Consider the following 13946-nt stretch of genomic DNA (forward strand, 5'->3'; position numbering starts at 1 on the left):
GTCGGGTGTTGCGGGCTTCATGACGAACTGCTGAGCTCCGGTGGATTGCTCCAATCTAATTGAAGCAAATAGTTTTTGCACTCGTCATGATGGCGCGTATTATGCTCCACTGTGATTGATGCAAACTTCTTCTCGTTGAGTCAGGCTGCTGCCGTCCAGTCGGGCTATCCGTTCCGGGGCACGATTGAGGGTGCCCAAGACGGCGGCGTGATAGCGCTGCAGATGAAGGATGTCGATCCCGAGTCGGGCATTGCATGGGCGGGCGCGCTGCGCACGCACTTGCCTGGCCGCAAGGGGCCGAGCTGGTTGCAGCCCGGCGACCTGCTCTTTGTCGCCAAAGGCGCGCGCTTCTACGCGGTAGTGGTGGATACGCCGCCCATGCCCTCGGTCTGCGGCCCGGCCTTCTTCCATCTGCGCGTGCAGCCTGGCGTCGCGGTGGAGCCGGCCTTTTTGGCTTGGCAGATCAACCAGCCACCGTTTCAGCGCCTGCTGATGCAGAGCGCCGAGGGCAGCGGCCAGCTCAGCATCCGCCGCCCGGTGCTGGAGGCGCTGCCACTGGCCGTGCCTCCCATGCCGCAGCAGCGCCGCATCGTTGCACTGGACCGCGCCGCCCGCGCTGAGCGGGCCACGCTGCGCCGCCTCATCCAGAACCGCGAACAACAACTCCATGCGCTGGCTGAAGCCCTGTCGGCGGCCTCCATGCGCAGTCAACAGACCACCCGCCCATGAACGATCTCACCACGCCCCAACTCGCCCAAGCTGCCGTCAGCCAGGACGACATCAACGCAGCCGTCTGGGCCGCCTGCGACACCTTCCGTGGCACGGTGGACCCCAGCATCTACAAGGACTATGTCCTGACCATGCTGTTCCTGAAATACGTGTCCGACGTCTGGCAGGACCACTACGACAACTACAAGGCCCAGTACGGCGACCACCCTGAGCTGATCGCAGAAATGCTCAAGAACGAGCGCTTTGTGCTGCCCGCCAGCGCCAGCTTCTACGCGCTGCACGCGCTGCGCCACACGCCCGGCAACGGTGAGCGCATCGACAAGGCCTTGCACGCCATCGAAGACGCTAACCTGTCGAAGCTGCGCGACGTGTTCCAGGACATCAGCTTCAACAGCAACAAGCTGGGCGACGAGCAGCAGAAGAACGACATCCTGCGCCACCTGCTGGAAGACTTCGCCAAGCCCGCGCTGAACTTGCGCGAGGGCCGCGTTGGCAACCTCGACGTGATCGGCAACGCCTACGAATTCCTCATCAAGAACTTCGCCTCCACCAGCGGCAAGAAGGCCGGCGAGTTCTACACCCCGCCCGAGGTGTCCACCCTGATGGCGCGGCTGATGGCGCCCCAGCCCGGCGACGAGATCTGCGACCCCACCTGCGGCTCTGGCTCGCTGCTGATGAAGTGCGGCCGGCTGATCCGCGAAGGCGCCGGTAGCCGCAAATACGCCCTCTACGGGCAGGAGGCCATCGGCAGCACCTGGGCCCTGGCCAAGATGAACATGTTCCTGCACGGCGAGGACAACCACCGCATCGAGTGGGGCGACACCATCCGCAACCCCAAGCTGCTGGACGGCACCAACAGCCTGAAGCACTTCGACATCGTGGTGGCCAACCCGCCCTTCAGCCTGGAGAAATGGGGCTTCGAAGGCGCAGATGCCGACAAGTTCAGCCGTTTCCGCCGCGGCGTGCCGCCGCGCACCAAGGGCGACTACGCCTTCATCCTGCACATGGTCGAGACCATGAAGCCCTGCACTGGCCGCATGGCGGTGGTGGTGCCGCACGGCGTGCTGTTCCGCGGCGCGGCCGAGGGGCGCATCCGCCAGCAGCTGATTGAAGAAAACCTGCTCGACGTGGTCATCGGCCTGCCCGAGAAGCTGTTTTACGGCACCGGCATCCCGGCCGCCGTGCTGCTGCTGCGCAAAAACAAGGTCGATGACCACGTCCTGTTCATCGACGCCAGCCGCGACTTCGAGGCCGGCAAGAACCAGAACGTGCTGCGCGAAGCCGACCTGCAACGCATCCAGGCCACGGTGGCCGCCCGCCAGGCGGTGCCGCGCTACGCCCACCTGGCCACACAGGCTCAGATCGCTGAGAACGACTTCAACCTGAACATCCCCAGGTACGTCGACACCTTTCAGGAAGAGGCTCCCATCGACCTGATGGCGGTGCGCCGCGAACGCCTGGAACTCAAGGCCGACCTGGCGCGGCTGGAAACCCAGATGGATGCCTACTTGAAGGAGCTGGGCTATGAGTGAAAGGGGCAAAGGTGGCAAAGGCGGCGGTGCGAGCAGCAAGCCTGGCAGCCGGGCCTTGACGGTGGCGCCCGGCATCACGCGCTCATCGGCGGCCGAGTACCTGACCTTTGTTGCGGCCGCCGGCCAGGGGGGTGTGGAAGCCCTCTATGCCGATGAAAACGTCTGGCTGACCCAAAAGATGATGGGCCAGCTCTATGACGTGAACGTCCGCACGGTCAGCGAGCACCTCAAGAAGATCTTCTCGGACCGAGAGCTGGCCGAAGATTCAGTTATCCGGAAATTCCGGATAACTGCCAGTGACGGCAAGACCTACGACACCCAGCACTACAACCTGAGCGCCATCATCGCGGTGGGCTACAAGGTCAATTCCGAGCGCGCGGTGCAGTTCCGCAAGTGGGCCAGCGCCATCGTCGAGTCCTTCACCATCAAGGGCTTCGCGATGGATGACGAGCGGCTGAAGAACGACGGCACGGTGTTCACGAAGCAGTATTTCGAGGAGCAGCTGCAGCGCGTCCGCGAGATCCGCCTGTCAGAGCGCAAGTTCTACCAAAAGATCACCGACATCTACGCCACGGCCATCGACTACGACCGCCAAGCACAGTCCACCCAGCGCTTTTTTGCCACCGTGCAGAACAAGCTGCACTGGGCCATCCACGGCCAGACCGCCGCCGAGGTGATCCACAGCCGCGCTGATGCGCGCAAGGACCGCATGGGCCTGACCTCGTGGAAGGACGCGCCCGAGGGAAAGATCCAGAAGTTCGACGTGGTGGTGGCCAAGAACTACCTGACCGAGAGCGAAATGGCGCAGCTGCAGCGCCTGGTATCGGCTTACCTCGATGTGGCCGAAGACATGGCCTTGCGCAACATCCCCATGACCATGCAGGACTGGGAGACGCGCCTGAACCGCTTCATCGTCGCGACCGACCGGGAGGTGCTGCAGGACGCGGGCAAGGTCACCGCCGAAATTGCGCGAGCGCACGCCGAGAGCGAATTCGAGAAGTACCGCGTCGTGCAGGATCGGCTCTATCAGAGTGACTTTGACCGGCTGGTGCAGGGGGCGGGAGGGACTGCCGCACAGCGATGGGTTGAAGAGGGCGAGGAAGAGCAGGAGCCTGGCGATGCTGCCTGAGGGATGGCGTCGTAGCACGCTGGGCGAGATCGCGCGTATCACGTCGGGCGGCACACCGGATCGCTCGGAGCCGAGCTACTGGGGTGGCGATGTGCCCTGGGTCACCACTGGTGAAATCCAGTTCAACACCATCACCGAGACAGCCGAGAAGATCACCGCTGCCGGGCTGAAGAATTCATCGGCCAAGCTGTTTTCGCCGGGCACCCTTTTGATGGCGATGTATGGACAGGGCAAGACTCGAGGGCAGGTGGCCAAGCTCGGGATCGAGGCTGCTACGAACCAAGCTTGTGCTGCGATCCATCTCCACGACGGATGCAGCCCGGACTTCTACTTTCACTTCCTGTCCTCGCAATACACGACGATTCGTGAGCTCGGCAACGCCGGAACTCAGCAGAACCTCAGCGGCGGCATCCTGAAGGCTGTGACGGTGCCTGTTCCGCCGCTCGAAGAGCAACGCCGCATCGCCAGCATCCTTGCCACCTGGGACGATGCGATTGCTGTGGCTGGAGCGCTCTGGGCCAAACGGATGGAGCAGGCTCGGCTAGTCCGCGAGATGCTGATCGGTACTGCGCTGAAGCACGCCCGTTTCCCCCTGGCCGAAGTTGCCGACGTGCGCACAGGCCTGGCCATGGGCAAGACCGGGCAGCGAGACGTGATCGAAGTGCCGTATCTCCGCGTCGCCAATGTCCAGGACGGCAGGCTCGACCTGAGAGAGGTCAAGCTCATCGAGGTGGCTCGCGAGCATGTCAGCCGGTACGCGCTGCAGGCCGGAGATGTTCTGATGACCGAGGGCGGCGACTTCGACAAGCTCGGCCGCGGGACGGTGTGGTCGGGCGAGATCGATCCCTGCCTGCACCAGAACCATGTCTTTGCGGTGCGTCCCAAGCTTGGCCGCGTGCTCCCAGGCTTCATCGCCGCCATCGCCGCCAGCGACCACGGGCGCAGCTACTTTCTCAGCTGTGCCAAGCGCAGCACGAACTTGGCAAGCATCAACTCGACCCAGCTGAAGGCCTTGCCAATTCCACTGGTGCCGATGGCGGAGCAAGAGCGAATCGTCGCCATCGTTGATGCTGCCATGCAGGTAGCTCACGGCACCAAAGAGATGGTCGACCGGCTCGTTCAGGAGAAGGCCGCCCTGATGGCCGACCTGCTGACCGGCAAGCGCCGGGTGCATCTGGAGCGTGAAGGAGTTGCTGCGTGATTCATCCAATCGCCCCCCGGATGCTCGCGTCTTCTAAACTCCGGTCAACACAGCCGCCACGCCTCTGCCCACGCATGCGCAACCTTGGCGGCTTTTTCTTGCCTGGCCGGGGCGCACCGCGATGACCACCCCGAACCCCCGAGAACAGTACAGCGCTCACATCCCCGCGCTGCACCTGCTGTGCAATCTGGGCTGGAACTTTCTGTCTACCGCCCAGGCGCTGGCGCTGCGCGGTGGCACGCGCGAGGTGATCCTCGAGCACCGCCTAGTGGAGGTGCTGCAGACCCGGCGCTACGACTACAAGGGGCAGCGCTACCCACTGTCCAGCAGCGGCATCGAGCAGATCGTGCGCGAGCTGTCGGCTCTGAACTTGGCCGAGGGCTTGTTGCCGGCCAACGAACGGCTGTACGCCAAGCTGGCCCTGGGCATCACGGTCACCGAGTTCATGCCCGACGGCAAGAAGCACCAGCCGACGATTGCGATCATCGACTGGTGCAACCCCGACCCGACGGCGAACCGCTTCGATGTGACGGAAGAGCTGCAGGTGCTGTCGGCCCAGGGCACGCACCACCGCGCACCCGACATCGTGGGCTACGTCAACGGCCTGCCCCTGGTTGTGATCGAGGCCAAGCGGCCCGAGGGCTCGCACGCTGCGAAGTCCATGGTGACCGAGGGCGTCAGCCAGCACCTGCGCAACCAGCGGCCGGACGAGATTCCACAGTTGTTTGCCTACGCCCAGTTGCTGCTGGCCATCAGCCAGACCGAGGGCCGCTATGGCACCACCGGCACGGCGGCCAAGTTCTGGGCCCGTTGGCGCGACGAAGAATTCAGCGAGCCGCACTGGCTGGCGTTGAAGAACGCGCCGCTCGCCACCGACGTGCGCGACCTCCTGTTTGATGGCAAGCCGCCAGCGCTGCGGGCCTACTTCGAGGGCCTGTGGGCCGAGACCATGGCCACGTCCGAACAGGACGTGCTCCTGATCGGCCTGCTGACGCCAGCCCGGTTGCTCGAATTCCTGCGCGGCTATGTGCTGTTCGACCGCAAGGTGGGCAAGATCGTCGCCCGCTACCAGCAGTTCTTCGGCATCCGCGCGCTGCTGCAGCGGCTGGGCCAGCTGCGGCCCGATGGTGGTCGCGAGGGCGGGGTGATCTGGCACACCACTGGATCGGGAAAAAGCTTCACGATGGTGTTCCTCACCAAGGCGCTGTTGCTCGTGGAGGCACTGGCCGAGTGTCGCGTGGTGGTGGTGACCGACCGGGTGGATTTGGAAAGCCAGCTGGCGCGCAACTTCATGTCAGGCGGCGCCTTTGGTTCGGCCATGGCCTCGGTGAAGGACGGTGAAAAGTGCCGGGCGCTGTCGGGCCGTGACTTGGCACGGCGTATCGGTAGTGGCACGGAACGCATCTCGTTCACGCTGGTGCACAAGTTCAACGCGGCGTCCAAGTTGCCGGAGTGCCGCAACGACTCCCCCAACCTGATCGTGCTGGTGGACGAGGGCCACCGCAGCCACGGTGGCGAGACGCACGAGCGCATGAAGCAGGCGCTGCCCCGTGCGGCCTACGTGGCCTTCACCGGCACGCCGTTGCTGAAGAACGAGAAGACAGCCAGCAAGTTCGGCCCCATCGTGCATGCCTACACCATGCAGCGGGCGGTGGAAGATGAAACCGTGGCGCCGCTGCTGTACGAAGAGCGGGTGCCCGAGCTGACGATCAACGAAGAGGCGGTGAACCGCTGGTTCGACAAGCTGACGGCCAGCCTCAGCGACGCGCAGCGCGCCGACCTGAAGAAGAAGTTCGCCAAGAAGGGGGCGATCTATGGCGCGGCCGGCCGCATCGAGCTGATTGCCTGGGACATCGCCAGCCACTTCGACCAGAACTTCAAGCAGCTGGGCGCGGGGCTGAAGGGTCAGATCGCCACCGACAGCAAGCAGGACGCCATCCGCTACAAGAAGGCGCTGGACGACACCGGCCTGGTCAGCAGCGCCGTCGTGATCTCGGCGCCCGACACCCGCGAGGGCAATGCCGAGGTCGACGAGGACACATTGCCCGAGGTTCAGAAGTGGTGGAAGCAGACCGTGCTGGCCAGCGGGCGGGACCCGGAAGACTACGAGAAGCAGCTGATCGCCGACTTCGGCAGCGATGGCGAGCCCGACCTGCTGATCGTCGTCGACAAGCTGCTGACGGGCTTTGACGAGCCGCGCAACGCGGTGCTCTACATCGACAAGCCCCTGAAGGGCCACAACCTGATCCAGGCCGTGGCGCGGGTCAACCGGCTGCACGATGCCAAGCGCTTCGGCCTGCTGGTGGACTACCGCGGCATCCTGAAAGAGCTGGACACGGCGATCCGCGCTTACCAGGACCTGGAAGAACGCACGCAGGGCGGCTTCGATCTCAACGACCTGGAAGGCCTGTACCAGCAGGTCAGCACCGAGTACAAGCGCTTGCCGGCCCTGCACGACAAGCTTTGGTCCTTCTTCAAGGGCGTGGCCAACAAGCGTGACCGCGAGCAGTACCGCCAGGTGCTGACGCCGAAGTTCGTCACTGCCCCTGAAGGCGATGAGTACGACGAACGGCAGAAGCTGCGGGATGACTTCTATGCGGCCGTCACGGCCTTCGGCTTGTGCCTGCAGACGGCGCTGGCCAGCCGCAGCTTCTTTGAGGACAAGAGCTTTTCGGAAGGTCTGATCGCGCAGTACAAGGCCGACCTGCGCCTTTTTACTGAGCTGCGTCAGACCGCACGTCGCGACGCGATGGAGGTGGTGGACTACAGCGTCTACGAAGACCAGATCCGCCGCCTGGTGGACAAGCAGGTCATCGGCAAGGAAGTGCGTGAGCCCGAGGGCGTGTACCTGGTGCATCAGCTCGGCCAGCCCGAAGACCCGGCGCAATGGTCCGAGGAGAAGACCCGCAACGAGACCGACTTGATCCGTACGCGGCTGCGCAAGACCATCGAGCAAGAGTTGGCAGAAGACCCGTACGCGCAGAAGGTGTTCGGTGAGCTGCTGCGGCAGGCCATCGCCGAAGCCGAGGCCATGTTCGAGCACCCGCTGAAACAGTACGCCCTGTTCAAGGACTTCGAGGACAAGCTGGGTGCCCGACAGGCGCCCGGCACGCCCGACGCGCTAGCCGACCAGCCCCATGCCCGGGCCTACTTCGGCGTGCTGCGCCTGGTTATGGGCGATGACGCCGTGGCCGCCATGGACGTCCCTGCACGCGATGCCGTGGTGGCGCAGGCCTTGGCCATCGACCAGGTGGTGCGTGATGCGGTGGCCGAAAACTCGCTGAGCCCGCAGAGCATCGAAGCGGCTATTCGCAAGGGGCTGCTGCCGCTGCTGTTCAAGACCCTGGGCCTGGACGGCGCGAAACAGGCCGTGGACCAGATCGTGCAGATCACGCGCCTGGGGCTTGGAAAAGTGTGATGGCCGGTGCCGAGGTCCGGGCAGGGCGCTTCAGCATCCGCTACGGAGACGAAGTCATTTCGTTTTCGGTGCGGGTGCAACGTGATCGAAAGCCATCGAAGGTGGCGATCCACGTCGAGCCCGATGGGCGGGTGCTCGTGGACGCACCCGAAGGCGTCGGACACGAAGCAGTCATCGTCGCCGTGAAGAAACGGTCGCGATGGATCCTCGATCACGTAGAGGCTGCCCGTGCGCGCACGGCCCATGTTCGCCCCCGTGAATACGTCAGCGGTGAGGCGGTGCACTACCTGGGCCGTCGGTATCGCTTGCGGGTCATCGTCGACGAAGTGGCAACGCCGTCGTGCAAGCTGCGGGGTGCTTGCCTGGAAGTGGTCGTGCGCGAAGCGGCTTCGGCAACGGTGCAGCAGGCGCTTGACCATTGGTATCGGCAACGTGCCCGAGAGGTGCTTCGTGAGCGGATGGATTCGGTTGCGATGGGGCTTCGCTGGGTGAAGGCATCGCCGCCGATGCGATTGCGGGCCATGCGCGTGCAATGGGGCAGTTGCTCCCCCACTGGGCGCATCACCTTGCACCCCGGCCTGGTCAGGGCGCCGCGCGAATGCATCGACTACGTGGTGCTGCACGAGCTGTGTCACCTGGCCAGCCACGACCACAGCCCGCGGTTCTATCGGCTGCTGGACCGGCACCTGCCGGGCTGGAAGGCCGTCAAGCAGCGATTGGATGGCATGGCAGAGGACGTGCTCCGAATCTGAACCGGCGGGTTGCAGCGCTACTGCGTCGGCAGTTGCTTGATCTCCGCAATCAGCTGAAGCTGTTGCAGGTACTCGGCGTGTGTCTTCGCCAGCCAACGGACCACGGCGGCGTTTTCGAGCAGCGTCTTGCCAACGTAGGTCTTGATGATCTCCAACTGCAGGTTGGCCGGCCCGTAGCCTTCCTCCAGAAGCTTGGTGTCGGCCTGCACGGCGGCCAGTTCACGCTGCAGTCGCTGAAGTGCCTCCGTCGGGCCGGCGCGCTGACCCTTTGCTGTCGCCTCTTCCGTCAGTTGTTCCGGCGGTGTGGCCTGCAGCATGGCCAGCGCCAACTTGATGGTGTAGTTGTTGAGGTTGATCATGGCCTGCGCCACGTCAATCTGCCGGAACGGCTTCATCTGCTTCAGCACCTTGAACATGCCGTGGGTGGCAGGCTTGTCGGCCAGCAGTGACACCGCCTCGCTGCAGATGCCATCGAGCAGCTTGAACTGCTGCCGTATGGCGCCGGGGGATACGGCCAGAACATCGGCGAGTTGCTGGACGGACACGCCCCGCTCGGCGGCACGGACGATCATGCGGTGCTCCTGCACCACCGAGAGTCGGTTGACGCGCTTGTTGTAGGTGTAGGCCTCGTCGTCCGTCGAGATGAGGCAGAGTGCGTTCTGCGCGGCCAATTCGCGCAGCGCCTCCAGGCGCATGCGTCCGTCGAGCACTATGAACGTGCCGGCAGTCTCGCGGCTGTGCGCCACCACGATCGGCTCCACAAGGCCGATGGCCTGCACCGATGTGCGAATCTGGTGATATTTGACGGTCTCTTTGATGCCGGCCGGCAAGGGGATGCCTGGCTGGAGCAGGTCGAGCGCGATCTCCTTGCAATTCCGCTCGAACCCCAGCCGGACCGACTTTGGCGGCTTCTGGCTCATCGCACCAGGCCCCCGCGCGGCACCAATTCAGCCAAGGGTTGCGGCACGCTCACCAGCTTCTCGGAACGTAGCAGGGCGCAGAACTCCTTGCTCGCGAACAGTTCCTTGAAGATCTGCTGGGCCAGCAGCAGCGATTTTTGCGTGTACTCGGCCTTCTTCTGGATCCGCCGGTGCATCTCGACGTCGCGCTGGTACAGCTTCGCCAGGTCCTCGGGGCTCATCTGGCGCCGTGTCGGCCCCCTGGCAAACGAATTTGTGCCCTTCTTGCCGCTGCGCTCGCGTTGCTCAAGGATCTTGCGAACCACGGTGATTTTTCGTCCTGTCAGCTCCCCGCTTTCGTAGGCGTCCATCAGCAGCTGCTGCGCGTCGGCACCGCTCGCGCGGGAGATGCTGACAGCCAGGTTGATCGGTATATGGCCTGCTTCGGTGGCCGCCAGCAATCGCTTCTCGCCGCGCTCCAGCAAGTTCACCACGTTGTTGACCCACGAGGGCGTGCAGCCGAGTTTGGCCGCCACTTCGGAATCGGTGTAGCCGCGCTGCTTGAGGACACGCACATGCTCGAGCGTCTCCACGGCGCGGGGCGTTCGCCGGGCAACGTTCTCCACAATGCTCATCACGTGCCCGGTCTCTTCGTCGACGTCGACGATCAAGGCGGCGATCTCGGTCTGCCCCAGCATCCGGCAGGACTCCAGACGCCCTTGGCCGCAGATCAGCGCATAGGGCGCGCCACCTTGCCCGGGCGGTACGCGCCGCACGGTGATCGGCCTCTTCAGACCGACCTGATCAATGCTCTCGGTGATGGTCTTGTGGATCCTCGGGTTGCGGACACGTGGGTTGACCACCGCGATGTCGGCAATCGGGATCATTTCAATGTGGGGGGACGATTGGGTCATGCGGCGTCCTGCAGAGAAACACGTCCCGCCACTTGGTAGAAGAAGTCGAGCGAATCCGTGCGGTAGGCATCCAGTGTGAAGCCGTTGTCTTCCAGCGTCGGCAACGTGTCTGGAATGAAGTCGATGGCTGGGAAAACGTAGTAGTCGAAGACCCGCTGGTTTCCGGGGTCCATGCGCGCCACGACGGTGATGTCCGGCAGCAGGCTGGCGTCGAAGCGGATCCGCCACCGTTGTGATCCAGCGGGTGTCGGTTTCGATCTCGCGATCACCAGCGACACGGTGAACTCGCCGTTGACGGTGAGCAGGTCTGTCAAGGGGTCACGCACCGTCCAGCCGCCTGTGCTGACGAGGTTGGCCGCCATCTGATCGATCAGTTCGGGATGGTGTCGGCGTAGCGCCCGATTGATCTCCAGATAGGCATAGTCGCGCCGCGGGGTGTAGCCGATGAGGCTGTAGGCCCGCAGCAGGCAGCCGAACCTGCTGCGATATGTGGAGCTGGACGGCGCGTCCTCGTCTTCGTCGATGACGATGCCGGACAGAGCGCCGTGCTTCTGCAGCGTCCGTCTGAGAAGATCCAGCAACTGATCGTCATCCAGATGCTGGGAGCGCGCGGCGATGATTGCCTGGGCTTGGACGAACATGTGCATCGGAACAATGGCTTCGAACGCACTGTCGCGACGCACCCATTCTTCCGGCGGGTTGCGCACATGCCGGACCTTGAGTTTGTACGACGTGCGGTTGTAGACGTTGTTGCCGATGTACTTCTCGTTGGTCAGGATCTGGTGGACCGTGCCGCGCGTCCAGGCGCGCCCCGTGTCCGACGGGATGCCTTCCCGGTTGAGCACGGAGGCGATCACGCGCTCCGGCATGCAGTCTTCGAGAAAGAGCCGATAGATGCGATGCACGACCGCCACCTCTTCGGGCGGGCCGGGCACCAGCACCACGCGGTCGGTCTGGATGCTCTTCTTCTCGCCGCGCGACAGCAGCCCCTTGACGTTCTGTTGCTCGTCGACCAACTGACGCCGCAGCCCGAACCCGGCGATGCCACCTTGGCGAAAGCCGTGCCGGACGATGTTGCTGGCGCCGGCGAACACCTTCACTGACAGCTCACGGCTGTACTCGGCCGCCATGCTGCGCTTGATGCCGATGAACACAGTGGACGGCAATGAGCCGTCGTTGTTGAAGGGCTCGGCGCAGTAAATGACCCGGATGCCGCGGCTCTTGCACGCGTGCTCATAGACAGCGGCTTCGTCGGGGTCAGGGAAGCGGCCCCAGCGGCTGACGTCGTAAACCAGCACGGAACTGAACTTCGGATTGGGTTGCTTCACGTCGTGAAGCAAGGCCTGCAGACCACTGCGGCCCCGGAGGTTCAGCCCGCTCTTGCCGGAATCCTCGTACGTCCGCACGATGCGCATCCCGTGGCGGGCTGCGTACTCGCTGATCGTGACGGACTGATTTTCAGTCGAGTACCTCTGATGTTCCGTGGACATGCGAACGTACTGGGCCACCGGTATCCCGGCGTCCTCGGCATCGTCTTCATCGCTCTGCCCAGCCTGATCCTGCACCCGATAGCCTCACCTGATCGCAACGCTTGCATGTGATGCCTACATGGTCTGGTCAGTTCGTGACGGCTTCATGACGCGGGCGCCGACGCACTGTCTCGGTACCTCCCCGCATGAAAGGCTGGCAAGCGGCGGCTTGATGGCACGGCGCGAGATGTGCCCTCGCGATCGGGATATGGAACGCCTGCTGCTGCAGAGACTTTCCTGCTCTATGCCTCGCGTTTGCAGCGCTCAACGATGGCGCGCACGAGCTCAGCTGCGTCCACCTCCAACGCGTCAGCAATCCTGACCAAGACGGCCAGCGAGGGCTGCGTCTGCGCCACTTCCACGCGCGCGATGAAGGACCGGTGGACATCCGCGCGGTGCGCCAACTCCTCTTGGCTGATGTCAATGCGGCCGCGACGCGCTTTGATTTCAGCGGCGGCGGCTCGCAATACCAGTTCGTCTTGGGCTTTACGCATCCTCGGAAATGGTGAGGATTTAGACGCATATATGCACCCGCATATATGGTACAAAGCGAAATTGAACCGATCTCACGCATGTCCGCATGCCAATCGCCGAGACGGTCGCCATCGAGCCGGTTGAACCGGCTCCACGTTTCGCCTGGGGAGGCCAAGAACATGAAGACTCGCCCGTTTGTGGCAACCATCGGCGCTGTTGCATTGAGCTTGTTGAGCGCCGTTGAGGCGCATGCATCCGAGACCGGGGCGCGCAGTCAGAGCAAAGCGCGACCGGCAGAACGGAGCAATACGCGTCTGGCCGCGACCGGCATTCCGGATGCGGTCCTGCTTGCTGCCGCGACAGCCGCGCGCAAGGACTCCGATCCTGAACTGAACGGCTCCATTCAAGAGACTTGGCAAGCGGTCAGCGCTGTGGCGCAGCGCTGACCGTATCAGCCCGGACAAAGGCCGCGAGGTCTGCGCATGCAGACCGGCGCGCGGCCGCATGCCCACATCCTTCTCTTCCATAAAACCAACATGACGCTGTCTACCGTCCGTCCGTATCGCGGCCTCACCGCTGCCGTGCTCCTCGCCGCCCTGAGCGTCGGGGCCGTGCACGCCACATCCATCTACAAACCGCAAGACACCAAGGGGGTGATCACCTCGTACGACCTTCTCGGCGTGAAGTTGGGCATGAGCGAGGCCGAGGCCGTGGCTGCCATCCGGAAACGCTTCCCGCCGGGCAGCAAGGATGCCAACGACCGGCCGATCAATCTCAAGCAGTCCGACTACGAGCTCACCAGCCCGGCGACCGGTGCCAAGGTGAAGGCGGGCATCCGGTTCGACCTGCATCCGGAAACGAAGTCGAACTTCGATTTCGTGAAGATCTTCGTCTTCGAAGGGAAGGTCTGGGCCGTCTGGCGCGATGACGCGAGCGGCCGCTATGCCTACGAGAAGATGGTGGCCGACGTGCAGGCCAAGTACGCGGACACCGCGCCCATCAAGAGCGCCTTCATGATCGTGAACGGCGGAACCATCGCGCCGCAGCAAGGCGACCCCGCCATCCACGGCGCGGAGCTGTTCGAAGGGCAGTGCCTGGACTTCCCGTTCGTCCGCAGCGGCAGCGGTGACAAGATCCGGCTCGACCCCGCCTGCCGCAAAGCTTTCGGCGTCAGCTACCAGCCCCAGCACAGGAACGGGGTCAAGATCCTGGCGTCCGGATTCGGCCAACTGGTGGATCTCGATGCGGGGCGCTCGTTCATGAAGTACATGGCGTCTGGCGCGGGCAACATCCATGGCGAGAGGCCGAAGACCGGCGACGCGAAGCTCTGATTCGTCTGGCGCCTTGAAGGTCGGCAGACCGCGCTGCA

General features: G+C 63.9%; 12 protein-coding genes. 8 read left to right on the top strand and 4 right to left on the bottom strand.

The window, feature by feature from the left end; all coding sequences use genetic code 11:
* The first annotated feature begins 111 nt into the window (after positions 1-111).
* From EOE66_RS20705 to EOE66_RS20730, 6 genes are all read left to right on the top strand, one after another.
* The gene (locus tag EOE66_RS20705; RefSeq protein WP_205702780.1) at positions 112-729 is read left to right on the top strand and encodes a restriction endonuclease subunit S; all 618 of its coding nucleotides are present in this window, start codon (positions 112-114) and stop codon (positions 727-729) included.
* Positions 726-2261, top strand: coding sequence for a type I restriction-modification system subunit M (locus EOE66_RS20710; RefSeq protein WP_128230652.1), 1536 nt, complete (start codon positions 726-728; stop codon positions 2259-2261). The genes EOE66_RS20705 and EOE66_RS20710 overlap by 4 nt, the downstream gene beginning before the upstream one ends.
* Positions 2254-3390, top strand: coding sequence for a virulence RhuM family protein (locus tag EOE66_RS20715; RefSeq protein ID WP_128230653.1), 1137 nt, complete (start codon positions 2254-2256; stop codon positions 3388-3390). The genes EOE66_RS20710 and EOE66_RS20715 overlap by 8 nt, the downstream gene beginning before the upstream one ends.
* Complete coding sequence (locus tag EOE66_RS20720) at positions 3380-4591, top strand: restriction endonuclease subunit S (RefSeq protein ID WP_128230654.1); 1212 nt, start codon at positions 3380-3382, stop codon at positions 4589-4591. Before EOE66_RS20715 ends, EOE66_RS20720 begins: the two co-directional genes overlap by 11 nt.
* A gap of 121 nt (positions 4592-4712) precedes the next feature.
* Entirely contained in the window at positions 4713-8009 is a 3297-nt protein-coding gene (locus tag EOE66_RS20725) for a type I restriction endonuclease subunit R (RefSeq protein WP_128230655.1), read from the top strand.
* On the top strand, positions 8009-8761 hold the full coding sequence (locus EOE66_RS20730; protein ID WP_128230656.1) for a M48 family metallopeptidase: 753 nt from the start codon (positions 8009-8011) through the stop codon (positions 8759-8761). The genes EOE66_RS20725 and EOE66_RS20730 overlap by 1 nt, the downstream gene beginning before the upstream one ends.
* A gap of 17 nt (positions 8762-8778) precedes the next feature.
* On the opposite strand, the gene EOE66_RS20735 is transcribed toward EOE66_RS20730, so the two are convergent.
* The 4 genes from EOE66_RS20735 to EOE66_RS20750 form a co-directional block, all read right to left on the bottom strand.
* Positions 8779-9681, bottom strand: coding sequence for a plasmid partitioning protein RepB C-terminal domain-containing protein (locus tag EOE66_RS20735; protein WP_128230657.1), 903 nt, complete (start codon positions 9679-9681; stop codon positions 8779-8781).
* Complete coding sequence (locus tag EOE66_RS20740) at positions 9678-10574, bottom strand: plasmid partitioning protein RepB C-terminal domain-containing protein (RefSeq protein WP_128230658.1); 897 nt, start codon at positions 10572-10574, stop codon at positions 9678-9680. Before EOE66_RS20740 ends, EOE66_RS20735 begins: the two co-directional genes overlap by 4 nt.
* Positions 10571-12139, bottom strand: a complete 1569-nt coding sequence (locus tag EOE66_RS20745) for a recombinase family protein (protein ID WP_259376404.1) — start codon at positions 12137-12139, stop codon at positions 10571-10573. The genes EOE66_RS20740 and EOE66_RS20745 overlap by 4 nt, the downstream gene beginning before the upstream one ends.
* 206 nt (positions 12140-12345) lie before the next feature.
* A complete protein-coding gene (locus tag EOE66_RS20750; RefSeq protein ID WP_205702781.1) occupies positions 12346-12597 on the bottom strand; it encodes a helix-turn-helix domain-containing protein in 252 nt (83 codons plus the stop codon).
* A 159-nt stretch (positions 12598-12756) separates the two neighbouring features.
* On the opposite strand from EOE66_RS20750, the gene EOE66_RS20755 reads away from it, so the two are divergent.
* Both EOE66_RS20755 and EOE66_RS20760 read left to right on the top strand, forming a co-directional pair.
* Positions 12757-13023 carry a hypothetical protein gene (locus tag EOE66_RS20755; protein ID WP_128230659.1) on the top strand — a complete coding sequence of 89 codons (267 nt, stop codon included), beginning with the start codon at positions 12757-12759 and terminating at the stop codon, positions 13021-13023.
* A gap of 36 nt (positions 13024-13059) precedes the next feature.
* A complete protein-coding gene (locus EOE66_RS20760) occupies positions 13060-13908 on the top strand; it encodes a hypothetical protein (protein ID WP_128230660.1) in 849 nt (282 codons plus the stop codon).
* Positions 13909-13946: the final 38 nt, after the last annotated feature.

The sequence above is a fragment of the Rubrivivax rivuli genome (genome assembly GCF_004016505.1).
In the GTDB taxonomy this organism is placed as follows: Bacteria; Pseudomonadota; Gammaproteobacteria; order Burkholderiales; family Burkholderiaceae_C; genus Rubrivivax; species Rubrivivax rivuli.

Excerpts from the sequence above, each read along its gene's own strand:
- EOE66_RS20725 (WP_128230655.1), top strand. The coding sequence starts at position 4,713 with ATGACCACCCCGAACCCCCGAGAACAGTACAGCGCTCACATCCCCGCG.
- EOE66_RS20740 (WP_128230658.1), bottom strand. The coding sequence starts at position 10,574 with ATGACCCAATCGTCCCCCCACATTGAAATGATCCCGATTGCCGACATC.
- EOE66_RS20755 (WP_128230659.1), top strand. The coding sequence starts at position 12,757 with ATGAAGACTCGCCCGTTTGTGGCAACCATCGGCGCTGTTGCATTGAGC.
- EOE66_RS20715 (WP_128230653.1), top strand. The coding sequence starts at position 2,254 with ATGAGTGAAAGGGGCAAAGGTGGCAAAGGCGGCGGTGCGAGCAGCAAG.
- EOE66_RS20760 (WP_128230660.1), top strand. The coding sequence starts at position 13,060 with ATGCAGACCGGCGCGCGGCCGCATGCCCACATCCTTCTCTTCCATAAA.
- EOE66_RS20730 (WP_128230656.1), top strand. The coding sequence starts at position 8,009 with ATGGCCGGTGCCGAGGTCCGGGCAGGGCGCTTCAGCATCCGCTACGGA.
- EOE66_RS20735 (WP_128230657.1), bottom strand. The coding sequence starts at position 9,681 with ATGAGCCAGAAGCCGCCAAAGTCGGTCCGGCTGGGGTTCGAGCGGAAT.
- EOE66_RS20710 (WP_128230652.1), top strand. The coding sequence starts at position 726 with ATGAACGATCTCACCACGCCCCAACTCGCCCAAGCTGCCGTCAGCCAG.
- EOE66_RS20720 (WP_128230654.1), top strand. The coding sequence starts at position 3,380 with ATGCTGCCTGAGGGATGGCGTCGTAGCACGCTGGGCGAGATCGCGCGT.
- EOE66_RS20750 (WP_205702781.1), bottom strand. The coding sequence starts at position 12,597 with ATGCGTAAAGCCCAAGACGAACTGGTATTGCGAGCCGCCGCCGCTGAA.